The 22,406-nt window shown below is 60.7% G+C and carries 21 protein-coding genes and 1 tRNA gene; 12 read left to right on the plus strand and 10 right to left on the minus strand.

Annotated features, from left to right (window positions below; all coding sequences use genetic code 11):
- Both CFE428DRAFT_RS30215 and CFE428DRAFT_RS30220 read left to right on the plus strand, forming a co-directional pair.
- Positions 1-508 (plus strand): group II intron maturase-specific domain-containing protein (locus tag CFE428DRAFT_RS30215; RefSeq protein WP_042726122.1); only part of this gene is annotated, 508 nt, incomplete at its 5' end.
- Positions 509-789: 281 nt separating this feature from the next.
- Positions 790-1,155 carry a hypothetical protein gene (locus tag CFE428DRAFT_RS30220; protein WP_006983531.1) on the plus strand — a complete coding sequence of 122 codons (366 nt, stop codon included), beginning with the start codon at positions 790-792 and terminating at the stop codon, positions 1,153-1,155.
- A gap of 102 nt (positions 1,156-1,257) precedes the next feature.
- On the opposite strand, the gene CFE428DRAFT_RS39345 is transcribed toward CFE428DRAFT_RS30220, so the two are convergent.
- The 8 genes from CFE428DRAFT_RS39345 to CFE428DRAFT_RS30255 all read right to left on the minus strand — a co-directional run bounded on the left by CFE428DRAFT_RS39345 (position 1,258) and on the right by CFE428DRAFT_RS30255 (position 7,620).
- Positions 1,258-2,016, minus strand: coding sequence for a protein of unknown function DUF303 acetylesterase putative (locus tag CFE428DRAFT_RS39345; RefSeq protein WP_006983532.1), 759 nt, complete (start codon positions 2,014-2,016; stop codon positions 1,258-1,260).
- On the minus strand, positions 1,956-2,831 hold the full coding sequence (locus tag CFE428DRAFT_RS39350; RefSeq protein ID WP_006983533.1) for an Ig-like domain-containing protein: 876 nt from the start codon (positions 2,829-2,831) through the stop codon (positions 1,956-1,958). The genes CFE428DRAFT_RS39345 and CFE428DRAFT_RS39350 overlap by 61 nt, the downstream gene beginning before the upstream one ends.
- Before the next feature lie 63 nt (positions 2,832-2,894).
- On the minus strand, positions 2,895-3,593 hold the full coding sequence (locus CFE428DRAFT_RS30230) for a hypothetical protein (RefSeq protein ID WP_006983534.1): 699 nt from the start codon (positions 3,591-3,593) through the stop codon (positions 2,895-2,897).
- 209 nt (positions 3,594-3,802) lie between these two features.
- Positions 3,803-5,002, minus strand: coding sequence for a radical SAM protein (locus CFE428DRAFT_RS30235; RefSeq protein WP_006983535.1), 1,200 nt, complete (start codon positions 5,000-5,002; stop codon positions 3,803-3,805).
- A complete protein-coding gene (locus tag CFE428DRAFT_RS30240; protein ID WP_006983536.1) occupies positions 4,999-5,712 on the minus strand; it encodes a hypothetical protein in 714 nt (237 codons plus the stop codon). Before CFE428DRAFT_RS30240 ends, CFE428DRAFT_RS30235 begins: the two co-directional genes overlap by 4 nt.
- A 103-nt stretch (positions 5,713-5,815) precedes the next feature.
- Entirely contained in the window at positions 5,816-6,106 is a 291-nt protein-coding gene (locus CFE428DRAFT_RS30245; RefSeq protein ID WP_006983537.1) for a hypothetical protein, read from the minus strand.
- A 13-nt stretch (positions 6,107-6,119) separates the two neighbouring features.
- A complete protein-coding gene (locus CFE428DRAFT_RS30250) occupies positions 6,120-6,617 on the minus strand; it encodes a nuclear transport factor 2 family protein (RefSeq protein ID WP_042726123.1) in 498 nt (165 codons plus the stop codon).
- Positions 6,618-6,963: 346 nt separating this feature from the next.
- The gene (locus tag CFE428DRAFT_RS30255; protein WP_006983539.1) at positions 6,964-7,620 is read right to left on the minus strand and encodes a methyltransferase family protein; all 657 of its coding nucleotides are present in this window, start codon (positions 7,618-7,620) and stop codon (positions 6,964-6,966) included.
- 206 nt (positions 7,621-7,826) lie between these two features.
- Between CFE428DRAFT_RS30255 and CFE428DRAFT_RS30260 the strand changes: the two genes are divergently transcribed.
- Positions 7,827-7,898 (plus strand) — tRNA-Arg (locus tag CFE428DRAFT_RS30260).
- Here the strand turns inward: CFE428DRAFT_RS30260 and CFE428DRAFT_RS40680 are convergent.
- Positions 7,868-8,002: a hypothetical protein gene (locus tag CFE428DRAFT_RS40680; RefSeq protein WP_272941148.1), complete on the minus strand. Its 135-nt coding sequence runs from the start codon at positions 8,000-8,002 to the stop codon at positions 7,868-7,870. The two genes, CFE428DRAFT_RS30260 and CFE428DRAFT_RS40680, sit on opposite strands and share 31 nt — an antisense overlap.
- A 565-nt stretch (positions 8,003-8,567) precedes the next feature.
- Between CFE428DRAFT_RS40680 and CFE428DRAFT_RS30265 the strand changes: the two genes are divergently transcribed.
- The 4 genes from CFE428DRAFT_RS30265 to CFE428DRAFT_RS30280 all read left to right on the plus strand — a co-directional run bounded on the left by CFE428DRAFT_RS30265 (position 8,568) and on the right by CFE428DRAFT_RS30280 (position 12,896).
- A complete protein-coding gene (locus CFE428DRAFT_RS30265; protein ID WP_006983541.1) occupies positions 8,568-9,482 on the plus strand; it encodes an Amuc_1099 family pilus-like system protein in 915 nt (304 codons plus the stop codon).
- Positions 9,483-9,756: 274 nt separating this feature from the next.
- A complete protein-coding gene (lysS, locus tag CFE428DRAFT_RS30270) occupies positions 9,757-11,580 on the plus strand; it encodes a lysine--tRNA ligase (RefSeq protein ID WP_006983542.1) in 1,824 nt (607 codons plus the stop codon).
- Positions 11,581-11,972: 392 nt separating this feature from the next.
- On the plus strand, positions 11,973-12,350 hold the full coding sequence (locus CFE428DRAFT_RS30275; protein ID WP_006983543.1) for a VOC family protein: 378 nt from the start codon (positions 11,973-11,975) through the stop codon (positions 12,348-12,350).
- 345 nt (positions 12,351-12,695) lie between these two features.
- Positions 12,696-12,896 carry a hypothetical protein gene (locus CFE428DRAFT_RS30280; protein WP_006983544.1) on the plus strand — a complete coding sequence of 67 codons (201 nt, stop codon included), beginning with the start codon at positions 12,696-12,698 and terminating at the stop codon, positions 12,894-12,896.
- On the opposite strand, the gene CFE428DRAFT_RS30285 is transcribed toward CFE428DRAFT_RS30280, so the two are convergent.
- On the minus strand, positions 12,897-13,796 hold the full coding sequence (locus CFE428DRAFT_RS30285; protein ID WP_042726134.1) for a D-hexose-6-phosphate mutarotase: 900 nt from the start codon (positions 13,794-13,796) through the stop codon (positions 12,897-12,899).
- Between the two features lie 308 nt (positions 13,797-14,104).
- Here CFE428DRAFT_RS30285 and CFE428DRAFT_RS34765 point away from each other — a divergent pair, with 308 nt between their 5' ends.
- The 5 genes from CFE428DRAFT_RS34765 to CFE428DRAFT_RS30310 all read left to right on the plus strand — a co-directional run bounded on the left by CFE428DRAFT_RS34765 (position 14,105) and on the right by CFE428DRAFT_RS30310 (position 22,298).
- Entirely contained in the window at positions 14,105-17,629 is a 3,525-nt protein-coding gene (locus tag CFE428DRAFT_RS34765) for a PAS domain S-box protein (protein ID WP_006983546.1), read from the plus strand.
- Between the two features lie 66 nt (positions 17,630-17,695).
- Complete coding sequence (locus CFE428DRAFT_RS30295; RefSeq protein WP_006983547.1) at positions 17,696-18,163, plus strand: response regulator; 468 nt, start codon at positions 17,696-17,698, stop codon at positions 18,161-18,163.
- A 5-nt stretch (positions 18,164-18,168) separates the two neighbouring features.
- Positions 18,169-19,857, plus strand: a complete 1,689-nt coding sequence (locus CFE428DRAFT_RS30300) for a hybrid sensor histidine kinase/response regulator (RefSeq protein ID WP_006983548.1) — start codon at positions 18,169-18,171, stop codon at positions 19,855-19,857.
- 51 nt (positions 19,858-19,908) lie between these two features.
- A complete protein-coding gene (locus tag CFE428DRAFT_RS30305) occupies positions 19,909-21,921 on the plus strand; it encodes a PAS domain-containing protein (RefSeq protein WP_006983549.1) in 2,013 nt (670 codons plus the stop codon).
- Positions 21,922-21,929: 8 nt separating this feature from the next.
- Entirely contained in the window at positions 21,930-22,298 is a 369-nt protein-coding gene (locus CFE428DRAFT_RS30310) for a response regulator (protein ID WP_006983550.1), read from the plus strand.
- Positions 22,299-22,406: the final 108 nt, after the last annotated feature.

The raw sequence follows: 22,406 nt of genomic DNA on the forward strand, positions 1-22,406 counted from the left end.
GCGGATGACTTCCGTCATTATGGCGCGGCAAGTGAGGACGAAACTGGAAGAGTTCGTGCGGGCGAAAATCGAGGACTGGCTGGGGCTGAAAATCAACCGGGAGAAAACCCGCGTGGTGGAGGTGCGAGAGCCCTCTGCGGAGCTGGAGTTCCTCGGTTACAGCTTCCGGTTGGACCGCGACCTGGGTGGGCGGAAAATACGCTACTGGAACATGCAGCCTTCGGCCAAAGCGCTGGCGCGTGAGCGCGAGAAGCTCCGTGGGTTGATCAACCGTCGGCGTGGCTGCCAAGCGCTGCCCGAACTGATCGCCGAACTCAACCGTCATCTGCGCGGCTGGGCCAACTACTTCGGAGCCGGTTACAGCCGCAAGGCGTTCCGGGAAATCAACGCTCAAGTCAGTCGGCGGCTGGCGCGTCATCTGCGTCGCCGCAGTCAACGAGGGTGGCGACCACCGAAAGGTACTTCGATCCACGCTCATCTCCAGCAACTTGGCCTGATCTACTTGTGAATGCCTCGTCCAAGAACGTTCTGCGAAAGCCGGATGCGGGAAATCTGCACGTCCGGTTTGACGAGGGGAGGGGCGGTCGACGGTCATGGCCATTACGGCTCTCATTCCGTCACCCCCCTCCTACTCTACCGTTTAAAATCTCTTTGGTTGCGGCTCTGCCGCGCTGCGCAATCCGTGGTCATTTCTTCATTCGGGTCATTCGCGTGATTCGCGGGTTAATGGACACGAATTGTGGCCGAGGCGTGGCTTGCTTTCGAGGGCGAACCATCTAAACACGCACCATGCCGCAGGCCCGATTCCTGATCGTCACCAGGCAATTGTTTTTCGAAATCCTCATCGTCCTGGTGGTGCTGGGGATGTTCTATTGGTTTATCGGGCGGCAGGTTTTCGATCGCGCGTGGGCGGAGATCGCTTTTCGGCAACATTATGGCGCCGATTGGAAGCAGCACTATGTGGAGGAGATGCACGTTACCGTGGAGGAGAATCACAAAAAACTCCTCGTTGGGGGCGGCGGAATGGTTGCCGCGGGCGTGCTGAGTTATCTCATTTACCGGCAGCTCGTGCCGAAGCAGCCCACGCGGCGCCGCCGTCGCCGGCACAGCCATCGCCATGCTTCGTCCGAGCAGGCGGATGATCGAGCTGAGTAGAACACAAAGCCCGCGATCAACCTAACACGACAGGCGCAGGGGCCTGTTCCGTGCTTCGAGTCAATCGCGGGCTTGAAGTGTCAGCCCTACGGCGGGCGGTGATTACTTCTTCGTGGTCGCCGCTGGCTGGGCGGGCTTGGTGATCATCGGGAAGTCATCGGTGCGGAAGGGCGTGAGCGGCAGGCCATCGTCTCCGTAGACATTGCACACCGGGTTGTCGGCCCAGGCATAACGCACGGCGATCGGCTTCGCGACTTGATCGCTGGAGACTTCGATCGTGTTGTGGCCGGTCACCTTGCCCTTGGCCCAGTGCCACACCTTGTCCTCGCCGCAAACGGCGAAGCCACGCGCTTCATCCACGTCGAACGTGTAAAGATTCGTGTCGAAGGTATCGAAGGTGAGGTCGGCCTTGTTATCCTTGAAGTCGACGCTCTTGAATTCCGGACTGCGGTAGGGAATTTTCATTCCGTAGTCCTTGACCAGCGCCCAGCGCACGAGGCGCGCGGCCACGTCGTGCTTGTTGCGCGGATGAATGTCGCGGCCTTCGCCGAGGTCGTCGATCACCGCCTGGCCGGTGTTCGGCAGTTTCATCGTCTTGGTCTGCGACTCACGCAGCTCGGCCCAGGCGCTTTCGCCAGGCTCCGGCTTTTCCGCCATGTAATCGGCGAGTTGCACCCAGTAGAAGGGGAAGTCGCCCTCTTTCCATTCCTTGCGCCACTGCTCGATCATGAAGGGGAAGAGTTGCGCGTATTCATAGGCGCGCCCGGCGTTGGTCTCTCCTTGATACCAGATCACGCCTTTCATGCCGTAGCCGAGCGTGGGATAGACCACGCCGTCGAAGATATTGCCGGGGCCGGGCATTGCCCGGTGAGCCAGGCTTCCGGCGATTGTGGGGCGCGCGGCGGCGTCTTGTGCGCGGCCTTGGCGGTTTCCACGTCCTTCTTCCACTTCTCCATCGCCGCTGCGTAATCGGTCTTGGCCTTTTCCGTCTGCAGCAGCGCTTCGTGCTGGCGGGTATTTTCCATCAGCAGGGCAAAGCGCGGATCTTTCTCGAGCGATTCGCGGCGAACCCACGCTTCGGCGGCGGAACCGCCCCAGGCGTTATCGATGAGACCGACCGGAATGCCGAGGATATCGTGCAGATAGCGGCCGAACATGAACCCGACGGCGGTGAAGGACGGAATGGAGTCCGCGTCGGAATACTTCCACGCGCCGGTGAAGTCGGTCTTCAATTCCTGCGAGCCGATCAGCGGCACCTTGATGAGGCGCAGCGTGTTGCTCTTGCCGGCGGCGGTTTCGAGGTCGCCGTTGCGTTCGCGGCTGATGGTGAAGCCCATGTTCGACTGGCCCGAGCACATCCACACTTCACCGACGAGCACGTCTTGAATGTCTTTCTTGTTCGTGCCCGAGATGGAGATGACCTGTGGCGTCGCATTAGCCGGCACCGGGTCGAGTTTCACCGTCCACTTGCCATCCGCGCCCGCCTCGCCGGACTTGGTCTGGCCGGCAAAGGTCACGGTGACCTTCGTGCCTGGAGTGTCCCAACCCCAAATTGGATTGGTCTGCTTTTGCTGCAGCACCATGTGGTCGCTGATGATCGCGGGGAGCTTGAGTTCGGCCCGTGCGGAGGTCACGAGCCCGAGGATGATAGCGGCGAAGCCGAGTGATTTGTTCATGAGAGGTATAAAAACTTTCGAAAACTGATTACTGATTACTCAGTGCTTAGTGCTTACTATTGATCACTTCGCCGGTCCCTTGATGCTGAAGTCGTCGTAGTTCACGTCCACCTTGTTGGTCGTGAGGCTGACCAGCGTCTTGTGGTCGTGAGCCGCGCCTTCCATCTTGAAGGAGCCGACTTCCTTGCCATCGATGAGCACCGTGAGTTCATCGTCCTTGGTCTCCGCGACCAGCGTGTGCCAATCCTGCAGCGAGATCTTCACCGGGAAGTTCTTGTTCTTGGTGGCCAGCATCGCCTTGTCCTCAGGCGTGATGGTGGGCGGCACGGCTTTTTTCTTTTCGTAAATGTCGTTGCGGAAATTTCCGGTCTTGCCGTCGCCGACCGCGACGCTGGTCGGGCTGACGTTGACACTGCAGATGTGGCCGGCGTGCGAGCCCTTGTAATCCTTGTCGTCGAACCACACGTTGAAGCCCTTGGCCTGGTCGCTGACGAAACGGAATTTCACCGACACCTCGAGGTCCTTCTCCGGGTCGAATTTCACGCTGTCGACGGCATTGTGATCGGAGCCCTCGGGCGTGATGCCCACGAGCACCCCATCCTTCACCACGCTGCCGCTCTTGTAGTGCCCCCAGCGTGGGCCGAAGCCGTTGCCGGAGAAGTCATCGGAAAAGATGGAGCGCGAGAAGTAGCCGGAGGGCACGGCGGCCAGGGAGAGCGCCGCGGTGACGGAGAGGAACAGGGCAGGGAGGAGACGTTTCATGGATGGAGTTTTGGGGGTTGGAGGGATGGTCAGGGTGATTGATTCAACCCGCCATGGGGAAGGAAATTAGCGGGGAGAAGGCAGCCGGGGCATTTCGCCGCGAGCCTGGCGGCGATTTCCGCTGGTGGGGATGGGGTCGTCCTATTCTTCCCATATTTCCCATTCCTCCTATCCACCGTCGGCTGTAGACCGCCGCGACAGCGACAGGCTCACGAGGTCGCCGCCGCAACCTTCGGCGCCCGGATGGTCGTCGAGGAAGCCGCGGGCGTCGCCTGGCGGGAAAGCCGAATCCGATCTCGCAGGAGCGCGCGAGCGTGGTGCTCGGCGCGAGCGAAGACGGCCTTGTACACTTCGCAATACGGGTCCTTCGCGAGCATCGTCCCGAGCGCACTGTAGGTCCGCACGGGGCAACCGCCGTGGCAGATGGAGAGCCAGCGGCAGGCGAGACAGTCCTCGTGCTCCACGAGATGCTTCGGCCGTTCGACGAACTGACGCCGCGCCGGACTGGTGCGGAGCATCTGCGTGAGATCGGGTTCGCGGAAGATGTTGCCGAAAAAGGCCTCCGGGTAACTCGTGACCCAGCAATCGCATTGTGCGACGGTGCCCTTCGCGTCGACGGAGATGAATTGATTGGAACAATTTTCCTTCCAGATACAGGGCAGGCGCGCAGGAGCGCCGGTGAAGTGCTGAATCAAGGCATCGAAAGGCCCGAGGCTCACGCCGGAGCCCTGGCCCCGCTCCATCCACACATCGAGCAGGCCGGCGAGAAAGCGGCCGAGTTCGCCATCGTCGAGATGAATGCCGTCGTGATTGGCCGGGCCGCCGGGGAAGGGCGTATTCACCTGGAAATTCTTCAGCCCCAGTTCCTCGGTGAAGTAACGGTAAAAGGCCTCGGGGCCGACATCGAGGCTGCCCTGGTGGAGCACGGCGATGACCCCGATTTCGATGCCAGCGTCGCGCGCTTCGTGCAGCCGCCGTGTCCAGGTCTTGGTGTAACCAGCGGCGTCTCCATTGAGGAGCTTGCGGTGGGTATTGGGAAAATCCATCGAGGTCCCCAACTCGCCGCCGAACATGCCGTGCAGGACCTCATTCCACGCGGACGAATAGCCGATGAGATTGGTCTGCAGGAAATGCCGGAAGCGCCGCCCTCGTGCCGCTGCCGCAGTGTCCATGATCCGACCAGCCTCGGCGAACCACGCCGGCCCCATGATCATCGCTTCGCCGCCCTGCCAGTAGATCTCGCATTCCTCAATGCCTTCATGCTCGAGATGGTCGAGCAGGCGGCGGGTGAGCAGCGGCAGCAGCGCGCTGGAAAGGCGATGCGGTTCCTTGTGCTCGAAGCAATAGTCGCACGCGACGTTGCACTCCGCCGTGGGGAGCAGGATGACGCTGAAGATGCGGCCGTTCATGATGTCACGGGCACGCCGGAGACAAGGTCGTGCGCGATTTCCTCGGCGGCGGTTTGGAGATAGGCGAAGAGTTCTTTCACCCCGTGGCAGGAATAAGTGGGATCGGGCTGCTTGAAGTATCCCGCGCATTGGGCCTGCCAATGGCAGGTGGCACACTCGGCGTTTTGCCCGACGAGCTGGCGAAGGTGTGTCGTGACGAAATCGCTGGACCGGCGGACACGCGCATCGATATCGAGCCGGACGAAGATCGCGGGATCTTGCTCGAGGATTTCCCAGAGGGTAGGAGATATGACTCCCTGCGCAGCGGCGAGAAACGAATGGAAGAATTCGACCGGCGCTTCGACGACGGAATCGTGCAGATAGAAATCCGCTGCGGCGTGCAATTCGGAGAGACTTTCGGCGGAAGGTTGGCCGGGCAACAGGCGCACGGGCAGTTGCAGGGCGGCTGCCAGGCGGAGTGCTTTCATGAAGCCCGGCGTGGCCGGCATCGTGACCCGCACGTCTCGCACCATGTGGACATCGACGAGTCGATACAGATCGGAAAACTCCGTCGCCGGGTTCGACATCACCACATCCAGCGGGATCGCCGAGGCGCCCTGCGCGGCAACGGCCCAGGCGTCTGGATCGCCGAGCAATCCCTCGACCTCCAGCCACTCGAGACCGGGTGGAGGCTTCCCCAGCCAGCGAGTGAAATCCTCCCGCGTGCGCACGACCGCGACAAAGGACCCGCGGGGGCGGCGTCTCCGCGGACGCCGCCGCCACGAACACGAGAGGCGCGTTCGGTTCCTCGGACATAGGATGGATGAGTGCCGGCTAGAAGCGATTGACCCAGGCGCCGCCGCCCCTGACGCGGTTAACCCAGCCGCCTCCGCCGCCGCCATAACGATTGACCCAGCCTCCGCCACCACCACCGCGGTTGACCCAGCCGCCTCCGCCGCCACGCCGGTTCACCCAGGAACCGGCCTGCGCCGACGGTCCACTGGCAAGCCAACCCGTGGCCACGACTGCGGCAATGGCCGCGCCAGACCATTTGCCCAGGCTCTGCAAAAACAGCCGCCGGTCCAATGCGACCTGCTCCGTCGATTCGATAGGATCGCGATTCATAAATCGAAGAGGGTTATTTTTTGTCCGCACTCGTGAAGGTGGAGAAGTGCAGTGAGGCAATGAGCCATTTGCCAGTCGCTTTCGTGACGGTGAGCGAGAGATTGATCGGGAACTCGAATTCCTTGCCGTCTTTCTTGCCCTTGATGTTACCCGAGGCCATGAGCCAGCCCATGTCGGCGGCCAGGTCCCCGATCTTGAATTGGTATTCGAAACCTTGCTCGCCTTTGTCGAACCCTTGAAAGAAATGTTCGTAAGCGGTCTTGATCTCCTCGTGGCCCGACCAAATTTCCCCGGGGCCGGTGCCCATCACGGCGGATTTTTCGGCCATCAACGCCAGGATCGCCGCGACGTCCTGATTTTTCATGGCTTCATCGTGCGCTTTGAGCAATGCGTGCACTTTTTCGCGCTCCGGGTTTTCCGCTTTTTCCTCGGCCCCGGAGGCGGTGGAGGCGAGGGTGGTGAAGGCAGAAACTCCCGCGAGTCCTGCGAGGATCGATGCGCGCCGATTCATGAGGGGCGCTGAGGGGGCTTGGTCGAGTTCTGGAACGCAATCAGATCGCATAGTCTTGATGAGTTGAGGTTGGTTACCGCTGACGGAGTCGTCGCTGGAGAGCTGCGATGGATTCATCGAAGTGAAGCCTCACCCGAGGCTGCGACGAGAAGTGTCGACCTCTCAAAAAGGGGCGTCAAGCCATTGATTGAAGCTCTTTGCTGATGGTTGTCGATGTCCCAAATTTGAAACCCGATGCGATCATTTACGCAGTCTTACGAAAGGGGCGCTGGCTTCTGATTTCCGGTCTCTCGATCGAGAGTGGATTCCGTGGTGGAAACCAGCAGCCTCCCTGGCGATCCCCGAATTAATAAATCCCCGGAATGAGCCGCGAGGTACGGGCGCGATAGGCTTCGTATTCGCTGCCGAATTGCGAGAGGAGAAGGGCTTCCTCGGAACGAATGCGACCGATGGTGGGGATGAGCAGGAGGACGGTGAGGATGATGCCTATGGTGGAACGAAAGGCGATCGCCCATCCGAGCGGATTAATCAGCAAGCCCAGATAACTCGGGTGACGGATGATGCTATAGATACCTGTGGTGACCAGCTTGTGTCCGGGTTGAATCGCGACCAGCCCGCTGAAGCGGCGGCCGAGGACAAAGACGGGCCAGAGGCGGAGAATGCCGCCCGCGACGAAGACCGCCACGCCGATCCAACGGACGGTTTCCCCGCCGAAGGTCCAGAAATCCTGGCGATCGGTGTAGGCAGGAACGAAGGCGGAGATGAGGCCGATGATCCCAAATGCAGTGAGCACCCAGCGGTTGCCGCGATCTTCGCGTTCGCCCGAACTCAAGTTCGCGTTGGTGAAGAAAGAACCCGCGGTCAACGCGAGAAAGGCAACGGCTAGCGCGACGAGCGGTGGATGCGAGACATATGCGGCCCAGCCACCTTCGGCGGCCACCGCGAGGACCAGGTACACGATGGCTCCTGCTCCGGCAGAAAGCGCGAATTTGGGAGCAATCATAACGCAGTGGGTGAATGACTCATCGGATGATTCGGAAGTCGAGCGGCGGATGGTTGCCGTGGCGCGTGGGGGCAGACGTGGACTCAAACTTGCGGTTTACCGAAGGGCATTGATTAGGAAGAGGCGACCGAATAGTGCGGAGAAACTCGCCGCCGCGCCGTTTCCGCCTTGCCGGATGGGGCCAAAAGCAGGAAATTCCCGCGCGCGTTCCCGTAGCTCAATGGATAGAGCCAGCGTTTCCTAAACGCTAGATGCGAGTTCGATTCTCGCCGGGAACAGTTACTGGATTGGGAATGATGATGCGCTTCTGGATGACCACGCCGAATTCGTTGAACAACGTCACCAAGGCGCGCTCCTCGACGAGGGAAGCGGCGTAAAGCACGGCGCCGCGAGGGCATGTGAATTCCTGCTGCCAAGGCTCGCCTTTCCGCACGAGGAATAGCTGGAGATGGTGGTGTTGCAGGGCAGAAAAGGCGTTGTCCGAGCCTGTTCGCAGGAGTAAGAACGCGTACTATTGTGTGTTTTGCTATTGTGGAGGAAAACACTACATAATCCGTGACAAAAGTCTATTGCTTTGCTATTGACCCGCAAGAGCGGATACGTAAAACGTTGGGTAGGCGGAATCTCCCAATCCAGATTTCGTCGGAATTCCGCTCTATTCGTGAGAGTCACAAGCACGAGTGGAGCGGTTTTCTTTTTGAGAAATTCATTGGTAGCGTTTGGCGCTACTTGCATTAATACGTACTGGAAATACATGCGTACGCTGGGCTGCGGCGGCAAAATCCGCCCGGTCTTCCCTGAACCGTTGTCGGAAGTCGATACTTGGGATCGTTGTCGCGCCCGAGTTCCTTTCCCCTCGCGCCGTTGCTTTTCCGTATCGGGGAGACCGTGGTTTACCTGACAAGAGGTTTGCGGGATTCGACGGTGCTGCTTACAGTTTCCAGCTTATGAAAATTCCCCTTCGTTCGTTGGCTCTTGCGGGTGTGTGCCTTTCGCTCGTCTCGGGTTGTGGCAAAAAGGAAGCGGCAGCACCGGCGAACGAAGTAGCGCAGGAAGCCGAGAGCAAGCTGCCGGCACAGGAGCAGGCGGCGCCCGCGCCGAAACAGGACGAAGCCGGTGCGCCGAAACCGGGTGACGCAGGTGCTCCGGTCGTAGCGACTGCCGCAGTGACGGCGAGCGACAAGGACGCCTACGAGGCGTGGTTCAAGAAGTACGGCCTCGATCTCAACGACCCGAAGATGCTCGACGCGGATCCGGATGGCGATGGCTTCACGAATCGCGAGGAGTTCCTCGCCAATACCAATCCACTCGATCCGAATTCGCATCCGCCGTACACGGACCCGGGTCGTTTTCTGAAGCTCAAGGAGTACAACGAGGCACGATTGCCGGTCATGCTCGAGGCGATTGACGGCGAGAAGGCGAAGCTGAAACGCAGCGACGGAGACGTCAAACTGGAAACGGTAAGAACCGGTGACACGGTGCACGGGCTTCCGCTGAAGGTGGTGAAGATCGAGGCGCGGCACGAAATCGACAAGAATGGCGAGCCCGTGGACCTCTCGCAGGTCACCCTGGAGGATTCGACCACGAAGGAGAAATACATCCTCATGAACAACATGCCGGCGAAGACTTCGGCCTCGAATGCCGTGCTCACCACCAACGACGGCAAATCGAGCCTGAAGGTGCACCGCGGCGATGTGTTCACGTTTCCGACCGAAGGCGGCAAAAACTACAAGGTCATCGACATGAGCCAGGACCAGGTGGTGCTGCAGCAGATGGACAACCAGAAAATGTGGACCGTGCCGCGGCAGACCTCGGACCCGAATACCTCGGTCAAGACGACCGAACCGGACGGCGCGAAGTAGTCTGCGCTTGGGAGGGGCGACTTTCCAGAAAAGACCCTGCGCCGCGTAGCGGTGCCAAAAGAGTGGCGCTGCGCGCACCGATTTTCGGTCTGCGACTGGGAAGTCGCCGTTCCCAGGAGCGCCATCCACGCCGGGCATCGCATAAAAGACGTGTGGTGATGCTCGGAAGTAGCGGGCGTCGCCCACGGATTTATATTAGGAGTTGATGCGGCGCGCGATTCGTGGAGAGTTTGCGCCCCCCATTTTTCACGCAGCAAACTGACCAATCACGAAAATGTTTTGGACCGAAGATGTGGCCGCCAAGTGCAGCGGCCCGCAAATCATCAATGACTCGAAGACACCCTCCGGGCGCGTCCACGTAGGCGCGCTCCGCGGCGTGCTCATTCACGACGCCATCTTCCGCACGCTGCGCGAGAAGGGGATCGAGGTGAAGTATCTCTTCGGCGTGGACGACTACGATCCGCTCGACGAAATCCCTGCGGGCAAGGGCGAGCATTTCGAGAAGTATCTCGGCCAGCCGCTGTGCAACGTGCCGCCGCCGGACAATTCGCCGGCCACCGACATGGCGGAGCATTACATCCAGGAGTTCTTCGAGATCTTCGAGGAACTCGGGGTGAAGGTGGAAAAGTATCGCATGCGCGATGTCTACCAGTCGGGCCATTTCAATCAGGCGATCGATACGATTTTGCAAAACGCCGCCACGGTGCGCCGGGTTTACAAGGAAGTGAGCAATTCGGACCGGCCCGAAACGTGGTATCCGTTCCAGGCGGTGTGCGAGAATTGTGGACGGATCGGCACCACCGAGGTCTTCGCATATGATGGCCGCGAGGTGAGCTATCGCTGCCGGCCGGACATGGTGAAGTGGGCGCGCGGCTGCGGCCATGAGGGGCGCGTCTCGCCCTTCGATGGCAAGGGCAAGCTGCCGTGGAAGCTGGAGTGGGTGGCGAAGTGGTTGACCTTCCCGGTGACCATTGAAGGCGCGGGCAAGGATCACTCGACCAAGGGTGGTTCGCGCGATGTGAGCGCGGCGTGCTTGAAGGCGATCTTCGGCAAGGAACCGCCGCTCAATGTGCCCTACGAATTCTTCCTCGTCGGCGGCGCGAAGATGAGCAGTTCGAAGGGCATCGGCGCCGCGGCGCGCAATATCGCCGACCTGCTGCCGCCGGAAGTGCTGCGCTTTCTCATGATCCGCACGAAGCCGCTCTCGCCGGTGAATTTCGACGTGAAGGAAGAGGGGATCGTGAAGCTCTACAATGAGTTCGACCGATTCCTCACGCGCAGCGTGCATGAGAAGAACGCGACGCCGGACGAAGCGTGTGTCTATCGGCTTTCCGAGCTGAAGCCCGAGGGCGATTACTACAACGCGAACTTCCAGGTCGTGTCCGCGCTCGTGCAGATGCCGCACCTCGATGTGATCGAGCAGATCACCAAGCGCAAGGGTGGGCCGCTCACCGAGATCGAGCAGCGCCATCTCGACCAGCGCATCGCCTCGGCGAAGACGTGGGTGGAGAATTACGCCAGCGAAGAAGAAAAGACGCACCTGCAGGAAACACTGCCGGCCCGCGCGCAGGAACTCACTGCCGCGCAACGCGCCTTCTTGCATCGCCTCGCCGACGTCCTGCCGCAGACGCCGTGGGACGACGACAGCTTGCAGACGAAGATCTTCGAAGTCGCGCGCCTCACGCCCATCGATCAACCGGTCGCCTTCAAGGCAATCTACCGCGTGCTGCTCGATCGCGAGCAAGGCCCGAAGGCTGGCAACCTGCTTGCCTTCCTCGAGCCCAATTTCGTCATCCCGCGTCTCCGCGAACTGCCCTTCGACACGCTCGAATACTGGCGCCAGACCGCCACGAGCGAAGAAGACCTCGCCAAGTGGCTCACCCAGCAAGGCGAGAAGATCGCCGGTTCCACGTGGGTTACGGCCATGATCGACAACGTCGCGGCCTTCGACATCACCTACACGCTGAAGGACGGAAAGCGCCAATTGAAGCGCGTCCTTCTCGAAGGCACGAACGTCGAAAGCGCCACTACCGGCCTGCTTGCCCGCCTGAATCTCAGTGCCGGCGGCGGGACCGCTCCGGGTAGCCTCGTAGCCTGACAAGGCACCGTGCGCTCGCCGAGCGCGCCGTGATCTTGGTGAAATCTTTGCGCGCGATCGGTAGGATGGCGCGCCGCTCCGTCTATGCAGGGGCGAATAAGATGCGTCGCGGAGCGATGCTGCGCCGGTAGCCGTGGACTTTAGTCCACGGAAGCCTTCGCAGTGGTCCCGTCGCGGAGCGACGTCTGCCTTTCATATCTTCCATATCCGATTATCGAGCAAACGTCGCTCCGCGACGACCACCACGAAGGATGCGGTTCCGTGGACTGAAGTCCACGGCTACCGGCGAGTATCGCTCCGCGATAGAAGAGGCGTGACTATAGACCTCCTGTGAATGTCGATTCTGATTGGTCTTCAAAGTTGCGTCAGGAAGAGGTAAGCATCAGCCACTTATGGCCGAGGTTACCAAGTCCAGCTTCGTCATCGCGGTTCCGGATTTGCAGAAATCCTCTGCCTTCTATCGGGACGTCCTCGGCTTCACGATTCACTCGATTTCCGATCCTGGCTGGCTGTTTTATCGGAGTGGCGATTGCACGATCATGGCCGGCGAGTGCCGCGACGCGATTCCGCCCTCACAACTCGGCGATCATTCCTACTTCGCCTATCTACAAGTGGCGGATGTCGATGCGTTCTACGAGTCGGTTCGCGCCGCTGGGACCAAGATCTGCAAGACGATCCGCGACGAACCGTGGCAGATGCGGGAGTTTGGGTTGGTGACCGCGGATGGGCATCGGATTATGTTTGGCACGTCCATTGCAACAAATGGCTAGCACACAAAAAGGCGCGGTAGTGAAAGTCCGTCTTCGCAAGAGTAATCCTCGGGACTTGTATTTCGAGGACACGTTGATGCCAAAATGGGCGCACGAGCTTGATGTCTTACCCATCTCGGTGCTCGGTGATTTGGGGTTTCGCTTCAGCCATTGGTTCTTTCGCTTCACCGTTTGCGTTGGGAGGGTGCGGCGGTCTCCGACTTCGGCCATTCGCCGCCATTGCATGCAATTGCTCGAGGTGATCAAAGGGCGGCGGGCGGAGATTCTGGAGCGGATTCCTCGGCGTCAACGATCAAGGCGCCGCCAGAAGAGGTGCTGGATCAATGGGTGCGGACTTTGGACCAGATGATTGAGCTGTCGACGGGGAAGAAGAGTTGTACTTGGTACGCGGATGGGCATCCGAGTGACCAGTTTTGGCCGGGATATCCGGAGTATCAGAAGAAGCTCGTGGCGCGAGGCTATGTCTTTCGCGAACGCGAACGGGCGGTGGCGAGGGCAAGGGAGCAATACGACACCCTTCTGGGAGCGTTGCGCGCTCAGAAATAGCTAACTCACCGAAATCACCGCCCGCGTGGAGTGCGTTTTGCCGGGGGCGAGGGTGAGGGCGTTGGCGCCGGCGTTGCAGGTTTCGATGCAGAGCATCTTCGGCCATTCGTCGTCGCCGAAGTCGGCGAGGGCGGCGGCTTTGGCGATCCAGGGATTCCAGACGACGGTGGTTTGGGAGCCGCTTTTTTCGACGGTGATTTTGCGGTGCATGCCGGGGTCGTCGAGGATGCAGGTCGTGCGCGTGCTTTCGAAGACGCGATCCGTTTCGCTGGTGATGCGGATGGGCTCGGGGCCTTGCGTCTTGCGCTGGAGTTTGTCGGTCTTGTCAACGTATTCGGCGTTCTCCAGGCCGGACGTGGCGGTCTGGCGGACGTCGGCGACGGTGAAGTAGGTGTGCAGCGCGTCCTCGAAGGTGAAGGGCTCGGAGCCGATGTTTTCGACCTCGAAGGTGAGCGTGAGGGTGCGGCCGATGGCGACGCGATAGCTGAGCTTGAAATCGAAGGGCCAGAGGGCGCGGGTGCGGTCATCGGCGGTCAGCTCAAAGGCAGCGGTCACGACCCCATCGCCATCCTCGGTGAGTGATTCGATCTGCCATTCCGCAGTGCGGGCGAAACCGTGGGCGGGGGATTCGGGATGATTCGCCCGCGGACCAAACCACGGAAAGATGAGCGGCACGCCGCCGCGGATCGGTTTGTCGGCGGCGAAGAGGCTGCGCTGGCTCATGAAAAGCACGGAATCTTTTCCACGTGGTTGAAAATGAGCGACATGCGCACCGTGGAGGTAGATGTGGGCCTCGGCCAGAGTGGAGCGGACGGCCAGGCGCGGGAGGTCGCCTTCGCCCGGTTCGAAGACGGCGATTCCAGGGATTTCAAGGCGGCGCAGAGCGGAGGCGGATTTCATTGCGGGCGACTTTAGGCCGAAGCGGCGGTCGATATCCAGTTTCGGGTGCTGGAGTATCAGGATGGGCGCCGCGCGCATCGTTTTTCGGCCGGCGACTGGGAAGTCGACGCTCCCAGTGATGGCGATTCGCGGCGCCGGCTGCGGCACCCGTGTTTTTACTCATACAAAGTCTTGCGATGCGACTTGAAGGGGGAAAAAAAGCCGCCTACTTTGGCATTCGCTGTCGGCTTCAGTTCCCTTGCTTCCCATCCCTCTGGTCCGGGTCGCCCCCGGGCTAGGCGTCCGCGACGGGCAATTCGCCGCTGCTTGTGAGTTCCAATATCCACATTTCGACATCTTCTTCTCATCGCCGCATCGGAAGCGATGCCTTCGCTTTTGGGTTGGTTGCGGCCTTCATTGCCGTCTTGAGCCTGGGCCTTTGGTGGCTGTGGAAGACGGATGTCGAGTGGGCTCACGTGGAGGACCGGATGACTGCCTGGACGCAGGCAGCCGAGACGTCGGGCGAACTGGGGCCGATCCTCGCCAGCATCTACGCGCTCGGCGTCCAGCCATTGCCGCCGGGGGAAAAGGGCAATCCCGATGCCGTGGTGGCGATTCGCAAAACCTACGAGGGCAAATACGGCATCGTGGCCGAGCGGGTGCGCAGCCTGGCGATTGCTGCGGATCGAACCACGGTGCTGAAGGAAGTGGATAATATCCAAACCGCTGCGCTGGCCATGCTGGAGCGGGTGGCCACCCTGCGCGGGCCGGACCGGCCGAGCGACACCGAACCCGGAGATCCTGAGCGATTGAACGAAGCGCTGGCCGGTTTGCAAAGCCGTTACCAGGAGGCGGCCAAGGCGTTGCAACGCCTGCAGCAGCATGAGCGAAATTTCGCAACGGAACTGAGCGAGGAGCGCATTGAACTCGCGGAGAAGTATCATAACCTCGCCTACGGGGTGTGCGGCGTGCTCTTCCTCATTTTCATCGCCGGCGTGGGCAGCCTGTTGCGGCGTCATCGCGAGGTGCGGAAAAATTTCGCGGACCTGGACGTGTTGCAGAAGGCGCAGCGGGCGGCGGAACACGAATTCCATTCGCTCTTTGACAACGCGATCGAGGGTATTTTCCAGACCACGCCCGATGGACGGATCCTCACGGCCAATCGCGCGCTGGCGCGGATGTACGGTTACGACACGCCGGAGCATCTCATCGAAAAGGTGACCGACGTCGCTGCCCAGCTTTACGTCGATTCCACTCAGCGGCAGGCGTTGCTCGATGCCTTGCGCGTGGAAGACACGGTGTCGAATTTCGAATTTGAGGTGGTGCGCGCGGATGGCCGGCTGATCTGGGTGCGCGAGAATGTGCGCGCCATCCGCGATGAAAAAGGCGGGCTGCGTTATCTCGAGGGCACGGTCGAGGATGTTTCCGACGTGTGGTGGGGGGAGCAACGGCGGCGGTTGCAGTATGCGCTGGCGCGGGTGTTGGGGGATTCGGCCACGGTGGAAGAGGCGCGACCGCGGATCATCAGCACCATTTGCAAGGCGCTCGGCTGGGATGCCGGGATTTTCTTCGAGGCGACGTCTGGCGCGTTGCACGCCATCGAGATGTGGCATGCCACGGACATCGAGATGGAAGAGTTGCGCATGGCGCTGCCGCATCTGGTGTATCATCGCGGGCACCGGCTGGCTGGCGAAGCGTGGGCGGAAGGCGAGCCGAAATGGATCGCGGAGCTTTCGGAGGAATTGCATTACGCGAATGCCGATTTGCTGCTGGCCTGCGGGATGTCGTCGGTATTTGCCGTGCCGATCTCGGTGGATGGCGAGGTGCGCTATGTCCTCGAGCTTTTCAGTTCGAAGATCGCCTTGCCGGATTCGGAATTGCTGCAGGTGCTGGGCTCGATCTCCAGCCAGCTCGGCCATCTCGTGGAGCGCAAGCTCGCGGAGGAGGCGCTGCGGAGGAGCGAGATGCGCAAGGCGGCGATTCTGCGCTCGGCGCTCGATTGCATCATCACCTTCGATCTGGAAGGAAAGATCACCGAGTTCAATCCGGCGGCGGAGCGGGCCTTCGGCTACAGTGCGGAGGAAGCGATGGGCCGGGAACTGGCCGGGCTGATCATTCCGGAGACGTTGCGCGAAAGCCATCGCCGCGGTCTCGCGCTCTACAATGCGACGACGGTCGGCTCGATGGCCGGGCGGCGCATGGAACTCGTGGCCATGCGCGCGGACGGCTCGGAATTTCCGATCGAAATGTCGATCAGCCGTTTCGTGATCGATGGCAAGCCAATGTTCACCGCTTACATGCGCGACATCACCGAGCGGCAACAGGCCGAGCGCATCACTTCGGAGCTGGCCGCGGTGGTGGCAAATTCCAATGACGCGATCGTGGCCTGCACGCTCGACGGCAAGATCGTGAGCTGGAATGTCGGCGCGGAACGGATTTACGGCTACGCCGCCGAGGAAGTGATCGGCAAACAACTGGACATCCTCATCCCGCCGGACCGGCTCGATGAATTCCCGCAGGCGCTGACCATGGTGAAGCGCGGCGAGAGCGTGGCAAATTACGAGACGATGCGGGTGCGCAAGGATGGCAAGCGGCTCAGCATGTCGCTCACCGATTCACCGATCCGCAGCGAAGGCGGCCGGGTGACCGGGCTTTCTTCGATCGCGCGTGACATCACCGAGCGCAAGCGGCTCGAGGAGGAACTGCTGCAATCGCAGAAGATGGACGCGGTCGGGCGCCTGGCCGGCGGCATCGCGCACGATTTCAATAACATCCTCACCGCGATCCTCGGCTACAGCGACCTGCTCATCGGGCAGATCGACGAGCGCCAGTGGATGTACAAGCATCTCTCGGAGATTCGCAAGGCGGCGGATTTCGCGGCATCGCTGACCCATCAGTTGCTCGCCTTCAGCCGCCGCCAGCCGCTCTTCCTCCGCGTCTTCAACATCAACGACACGGTCAAGAACATGCAGAAGATGCTGCAGCGGGTGATTGGCGAGCACATCCAGATTCACACCCATCTCAAGGCGGAGATCGGGCGCCTGAAAGCCGACCCGAGCCAGCTCGAACAAGTGCTGCTGAACCTCTGCGTGAACGCTCGCGACGCGATGCCGAACGGCGGCTCGATCAGCATCGAAACGGCGGACGTCACTTACTTCCTCGATGATTTCTATTCGGTGAACGAGATGCCCGCGGGCGAGTATGTGAAGCTCACGATCTGCGATACCGGCACCGGGATGACGGCGGACGTGAAGAAGCACATTTTCGAACCGTTCTTCACCACGAAGGAAAAGGGGCAAGGGACTGGGCTCGGCCTGGCCACATGCTATGGCATCGTGAAACAAAGCCTCGGTTACATCACCGTGGACAGCCAGGTGGGCGTGGGCACCACCTTCTCGATCTATCTTCCGCGGGTGGACGAGAGCGGCGAGAAATCCAGTATCCGCAAGGAAGTGGGCCAGTTGCCCGGCGGCCACGAGACGGTGCTGTATGTGGAGGACGAGATCACCGTGCGGAGTCTCACCGCGCATGTCTTGCGCCGGCTCGGTTATACCGTGCTGGAGGCGGGGAGCGGAAAGCAGGCGCGCGACGCGATCGAGAACCACAATGGCCGCGAGGTCCACCTGCTCTTTTCAGACGTGGTCCTGCCGGATGCCGGTGGCAAGGAACTGGCCGAATGGTTCAAGCAAACGCGCAGCGGGCAGACGAAGCTGCTCTTCACTTCCGGCTACGTCGACGAAAACATCCTCAAGCGTCATGGCCTCGAGCTGGGGACTGCCTTCCTCCAGAAGCCTTTCACCCCCGCGGACCTGGCCAAAAAGGTGCGCGAAGTGCTGGACAGCGCCGAAAGTTAAGACGAGAGCAGAATCGCAGATTTCATCCATGAAACCTCTGTTGTCGGGATATTGCTTTTTGTTGTCATGAGCGCGGCTGAATCTCCCTCGAATTCGATTCCGGGTCGACTGGTGGAAATCCTTTTGGTGGATGACGATGCTGGCGATGTTTACCTTGCCCGGGAAGCCTTCGAGGATTGCCATCTCCGCAATCAACTGCACGTGGCCAAGGATGGCGAGCAGGCCATGGCTTTTCTCCACCGCACCGGGGCGTTTGCCGATGCCCCGCGCCCGGATCTGATTCTGCTCGACCTCAATATGCCCCGCATGGGCGGGCACGAGGTGTTATCGGAGTTGAAATCCGACCCCAATCTGTCGGATATTCCCATTGTGATCGTGACCGGCAACGATAGCGAAGGAGAAATTTTAAAAGCATACAACCTGAGTGTGGACTGTTATATCGCGAAGCCGATTGATGTGACCAAGTTGATGATCGCCGTTTGCTCCATTCCTCATTTTCAAGTAGCTGTCGTCACGACGGCTCCGGCGATCTAAGCCCCATGGATAGCGATTCAATTAATGTTCTGCTGATCGAGGATAACGAAGAACACATCACGTTTCTTCGGCAATTGCTCGCCACCTCGGCCGCGGGCCAGTTCGATCTGCATACCGCCGGGAGCGTGCGCAGTGGGATCGAGCGCCTGAAGGATGGCGGCATTGAACTCATCCTCCTCGACCTGACTCTGCCGGATAGCGATGGGTTGGAAACGTTCCTGCGCGTGATCGAAGCGGCGCCGGATCTTCCGCTGATCGTGCTGAGCGGCCTCAGCGATGTGGCCCTGGCCATCGAGACGGTGCAACTCGGCGCGCAGGATTACCTCGTCAAGGGGCACGTCGACAATCACCTCCTCATCCGCTCGATGAAATATGCCATCGAGCGCAAGCGGGCGCAGATGCAGCTCAAGCGCGCCAACGACAGTCTCGAGGTGCGGGTCCGCGAGCGGACGGAAGCGCTCGTCCAGACGAACGCGCGTTTTCAGCAGGAAATTGCCGAACGCAAGAAGGCCGAGGAAGCGCTCATCGAAAGCAACAAGCAGCTTTCCAATGCGCTCGGCCAGCTCCAGTCGACGCAAAGCGAAATCATCCAGCGCGAACGCATGCACGCGCTCGGCCGGATGGCCAATGGTATTGCCCACGACTTTAATAACGCGCTCGCGCCGATTTTGGGTTTCAGCGAGCTGCTGCTCATGAAACCCGAGACGCTGCAGGACTCGAAAAAAGTGCGCAACTACATCGAGCTCATCCACACTGCGGCCAAGGACAGCGCCAAAGTCGTGAGCCGGTTGCGCGAGTTCTACCGCTATCGCGACGAGGGCGATGTCTTCTCGCCGGTGGTGATCAACGACGTGGTGCTGCAGGCGATCTCGATCACGCAGCCGCGCTGGAAGGACCAGGCTTTGGCCGAAGGCGTGAATATCGACATCCGCACCGAGATGGGCAATGTGCCCACGGTGCCCGGCAACGAGGCCGAGCTGCGCGAGATGGTCGTGAATCTCATCTTCAACTCCATCGATGCCATTCCCAAGCGTGGCACCATCACCATCGAGACGGAGACGCAGGGACGCTGGCTCGCCATCACCGTAAAGGACGACGGCCTGGGGATGAGTGAAGAGGTGAAGGCGCGCTGCCTCGAGCCGTTCTATTCCACGAAGGAAGATTTGGGGACGGGGCTGGGCCTGGGCAGTGTTTACGGCATCGTGCGACGGCATGAGGGCGAGATCGATATTCAGACCGAGGAAGGGCGGGGCACGTCCATTTGCGTTTCGCTTCCGTTGGAAAAGCGCAGCAAGCCGCCCGAGGCGCCGAAACCGGCCGCTCCACCCACGAACACCCTGCGCATCCTGGTGGTGGAGGACGAACCGCTGGTGCGCGAAGTCATCAGCGTCTACCTCGCCGAGGACCAGCACGACGTGACCACCGCGGAGAACGGGCGCGTCGGTCTGGAGAAATTCAAGGAAGGCACGTTCGATCTCGTGATGACCGACCGCGCGATGCCCGAGATGAATGGCGATCAACTCGCGATCGAGATCAAGAAGCTGCGCCCGGAGCAGCCGATCATTCTGCTGACCGGCTTCGGCGATTTGATGGCCGGGTCTGGCGAGCAACCGCAGGGCGTCGATCTCGTGGTGAGCAAGCCCTTCACGCTGGCCACGCTGCGGAACGCGATGGTCGAAGTTCTGGGTCGTTAAGCGCTCGCCTTTCCCGCGGCAGGCGGGTAATATATTGGTGAATACCACGGCATGAAGTCCCCTCCCAACCCGGCCCAAATTCGCGTGCTCATTGTCGATGACAATGCCGGCGATGTTTTCCTCCTGCGCGAGATGGTGGACTGCACGAAATCGCGGTTCCGGGTGAGCGCGGAAGCGGGCAGCATGGAGGAGGCTTTGCGGATCCTCGCCGAGCGGGAGGTCGACGTGGTGTTGCTCGATTTACAACTGCCGGATTCCCGGGGGGTGGACACCTTCAGCCGTGCGCACGCGGCGGCGCCCGACGTGCCGATCATCGTGCTCAGCGAGAGCGACGATGAGGAGCTGGCGTTGCAGACCGTGCAACTCGGGGCGCAGGAGTATCTCGTGAAGGGACGCGTCGATGGCCATTTGCTCCAGCGGGCGCTGCGCTACGCGGTGGAACGGGCGCGCGCGGAAGCGCAATTGGCGAGCGAGCGCGACCTCCTGCAGACGCTGCTCGAGAACATTCCCGACCGCATTTATTTCAAGGACCGGCAGAGCCGTTTCATCCGCATCAATCGCGCGCTGACCGCGCTCTTTGGCCTCAAGACCGCTGAGGAAGCTTACGGAAAAACCGACGCTGATTTCTACGGCCACGAGCACGCGGGCGAAGCACGCCAGGACGAGCGGCGGGTGATGGAGACGGGCGAGCCGCTGCTGGGGAAAGTGGAATTCGAGAATCTCGCCGATGGCCGCAAGTCGTGGTCGCTGACCACCAAGCTGCCCTTGCGCGATCGCAAGGGGAGCATCATCGGCACTTGCGGTATCTCGCGGGAAATCTCGGAGATGAAGGAGATGGAGGAGCAGCTCGAGACCGAGCGCAATCTGCTTCGCGCGGTCATCGACAACCTGCCCGACCTCGTCTTCCTCAAGGACGTAGAGGGGCACTATCTGCTCAATAACATCGCCCACGTGCGCTGGCTTGGGGGTTCGGATCCACGGGAGGTGCGCGGGCGGACGGTGTTCGACTTTTTCCCGGATCATCTCGCCGCCGAGTTTCACCGCGGTGATATGGAAGTGGCGGAAGCGCGCCAGCCGCTCCTCAATCAGGAAGAGCACATGGTCGATGCGAAGGGCAACCATAGCTGGCGTCTGACCTCGAAAATTCCGTGGCTCGACGACAATGGGAACACCGTGGGCCTGGTCTGCATCAGCCGCGATGTCACCGAGCAGAAGCGCGCGGAGGAACATTTGAAAAAGGCCAACGCAGAGCTGGCCGCGAGCCGGGAGGAGTTGTTGCACGCGGTGCGGAATCTGCAGCAGGCGCACGGGGAATTGCGCGACGTGCAGTTGCAACTCATCGAGGCGGAAAAGATGAAATCGATCGGGCGCCTGGCGGCCGGTGTCGCCCACGAGGTGAAGAATCCGCTGGCCATCCTCAAGATGGGGCTCGAATTCCTCTCCACGCAAAAGTTCACCGACGAGCACACCCCGGAAATCCTGCACGAAATGGGCGATGCGCTGACTCGGGCGGACAAGGTGATCCGCGGGCTGCTGGATTTCTCCGCGCCGAAGCAACTCGAGGTGCAACGCGAGAGCCTCAACGGCATCATCGAAAACGCGCTGCATCTGGTCCGGGGGGAGATGAAAAACGGCGTCGAGGTGGAGCTCGACCTGCAGTCAAACCTGCCGCACTTGAAACTCGATGCGGGCAAGATCAGCCAGGTTTTCGTGAATCTTTTCACCAACGCCCTGCACGCCATGGAGAATGGCGGCCTGCTCGCCGTGCGCACTTTCACCAAGCAACTCACCGGCGTCGGCTCGAATATTTCCGACAGCCGCGCGGAGTCGTTCCGCGTAGGGCAGCACATCGTCATCGCGGAGATCGACGACACCGGGCATGGTATCCCGGAGGACAAGCTGGCGAAGATCTTCGAGCCTTTTTTTACGACCAAACCCACCGGTCGCGGGACCGGACTCGGCCTCTCCGTGGTGCGCACGATCGTCGACCTGCACGGCGCGACGATTGATATTCGCAACCTTCACGAGGCTGGCGTTCGCGTGACCCTTATGTTTCAGTCCTGACCAGCCCTATGAACAAGAAACGGTTGCTGATTGTAGATGACGAGTCTGGTTTCACGCGGTTGCTCAAACTCACCCTGGAAAAGACGGGCAACTACATCGTGCGGGAGGAAAACGACGGGACCAACGCGTGGCTCGCCGCACGCGATTTTCGGCCGGACCTCGTCTTCCTCGATATCGTGATGCCGAAGATCGATGGCGGCGACGTGGCGCAGCAGATCCGCTCGGACCCGATGCTGGAGAATGTGCCCATCGTCTTTCTCACGGCGATCGTTTCGCAAAAGGAAACGCGCAATGAGATCGGCGGTTTCCCTTTCCTCGCCAAGCCGGTGAGCCTGGACGCGATCACGAAATGCCTCGCCGAGCATTTCGGGGAGTAGGTTTTCCAACTTTCGGGTCAGCCGGCAGACTGTCAGTAACGATCGCTTGATTTGGCGACGATTCCGTTGCTAAAGCCGGTTGTCATGTCTGCCGATTCTCCTCCGTCG

Origin of the sequence: Chthoniobacter flavus Ellin428, assembly GCF_000173075.1 — a bacterium.
Classification (GTDB): domain Bacteria; phylum Verrucomicrobiota; class Verrucomicrobiia; order Chthoniobacterales; family Chthoniobacteraceae; genus Chthoniobacter; species Chthoniobacter flavus.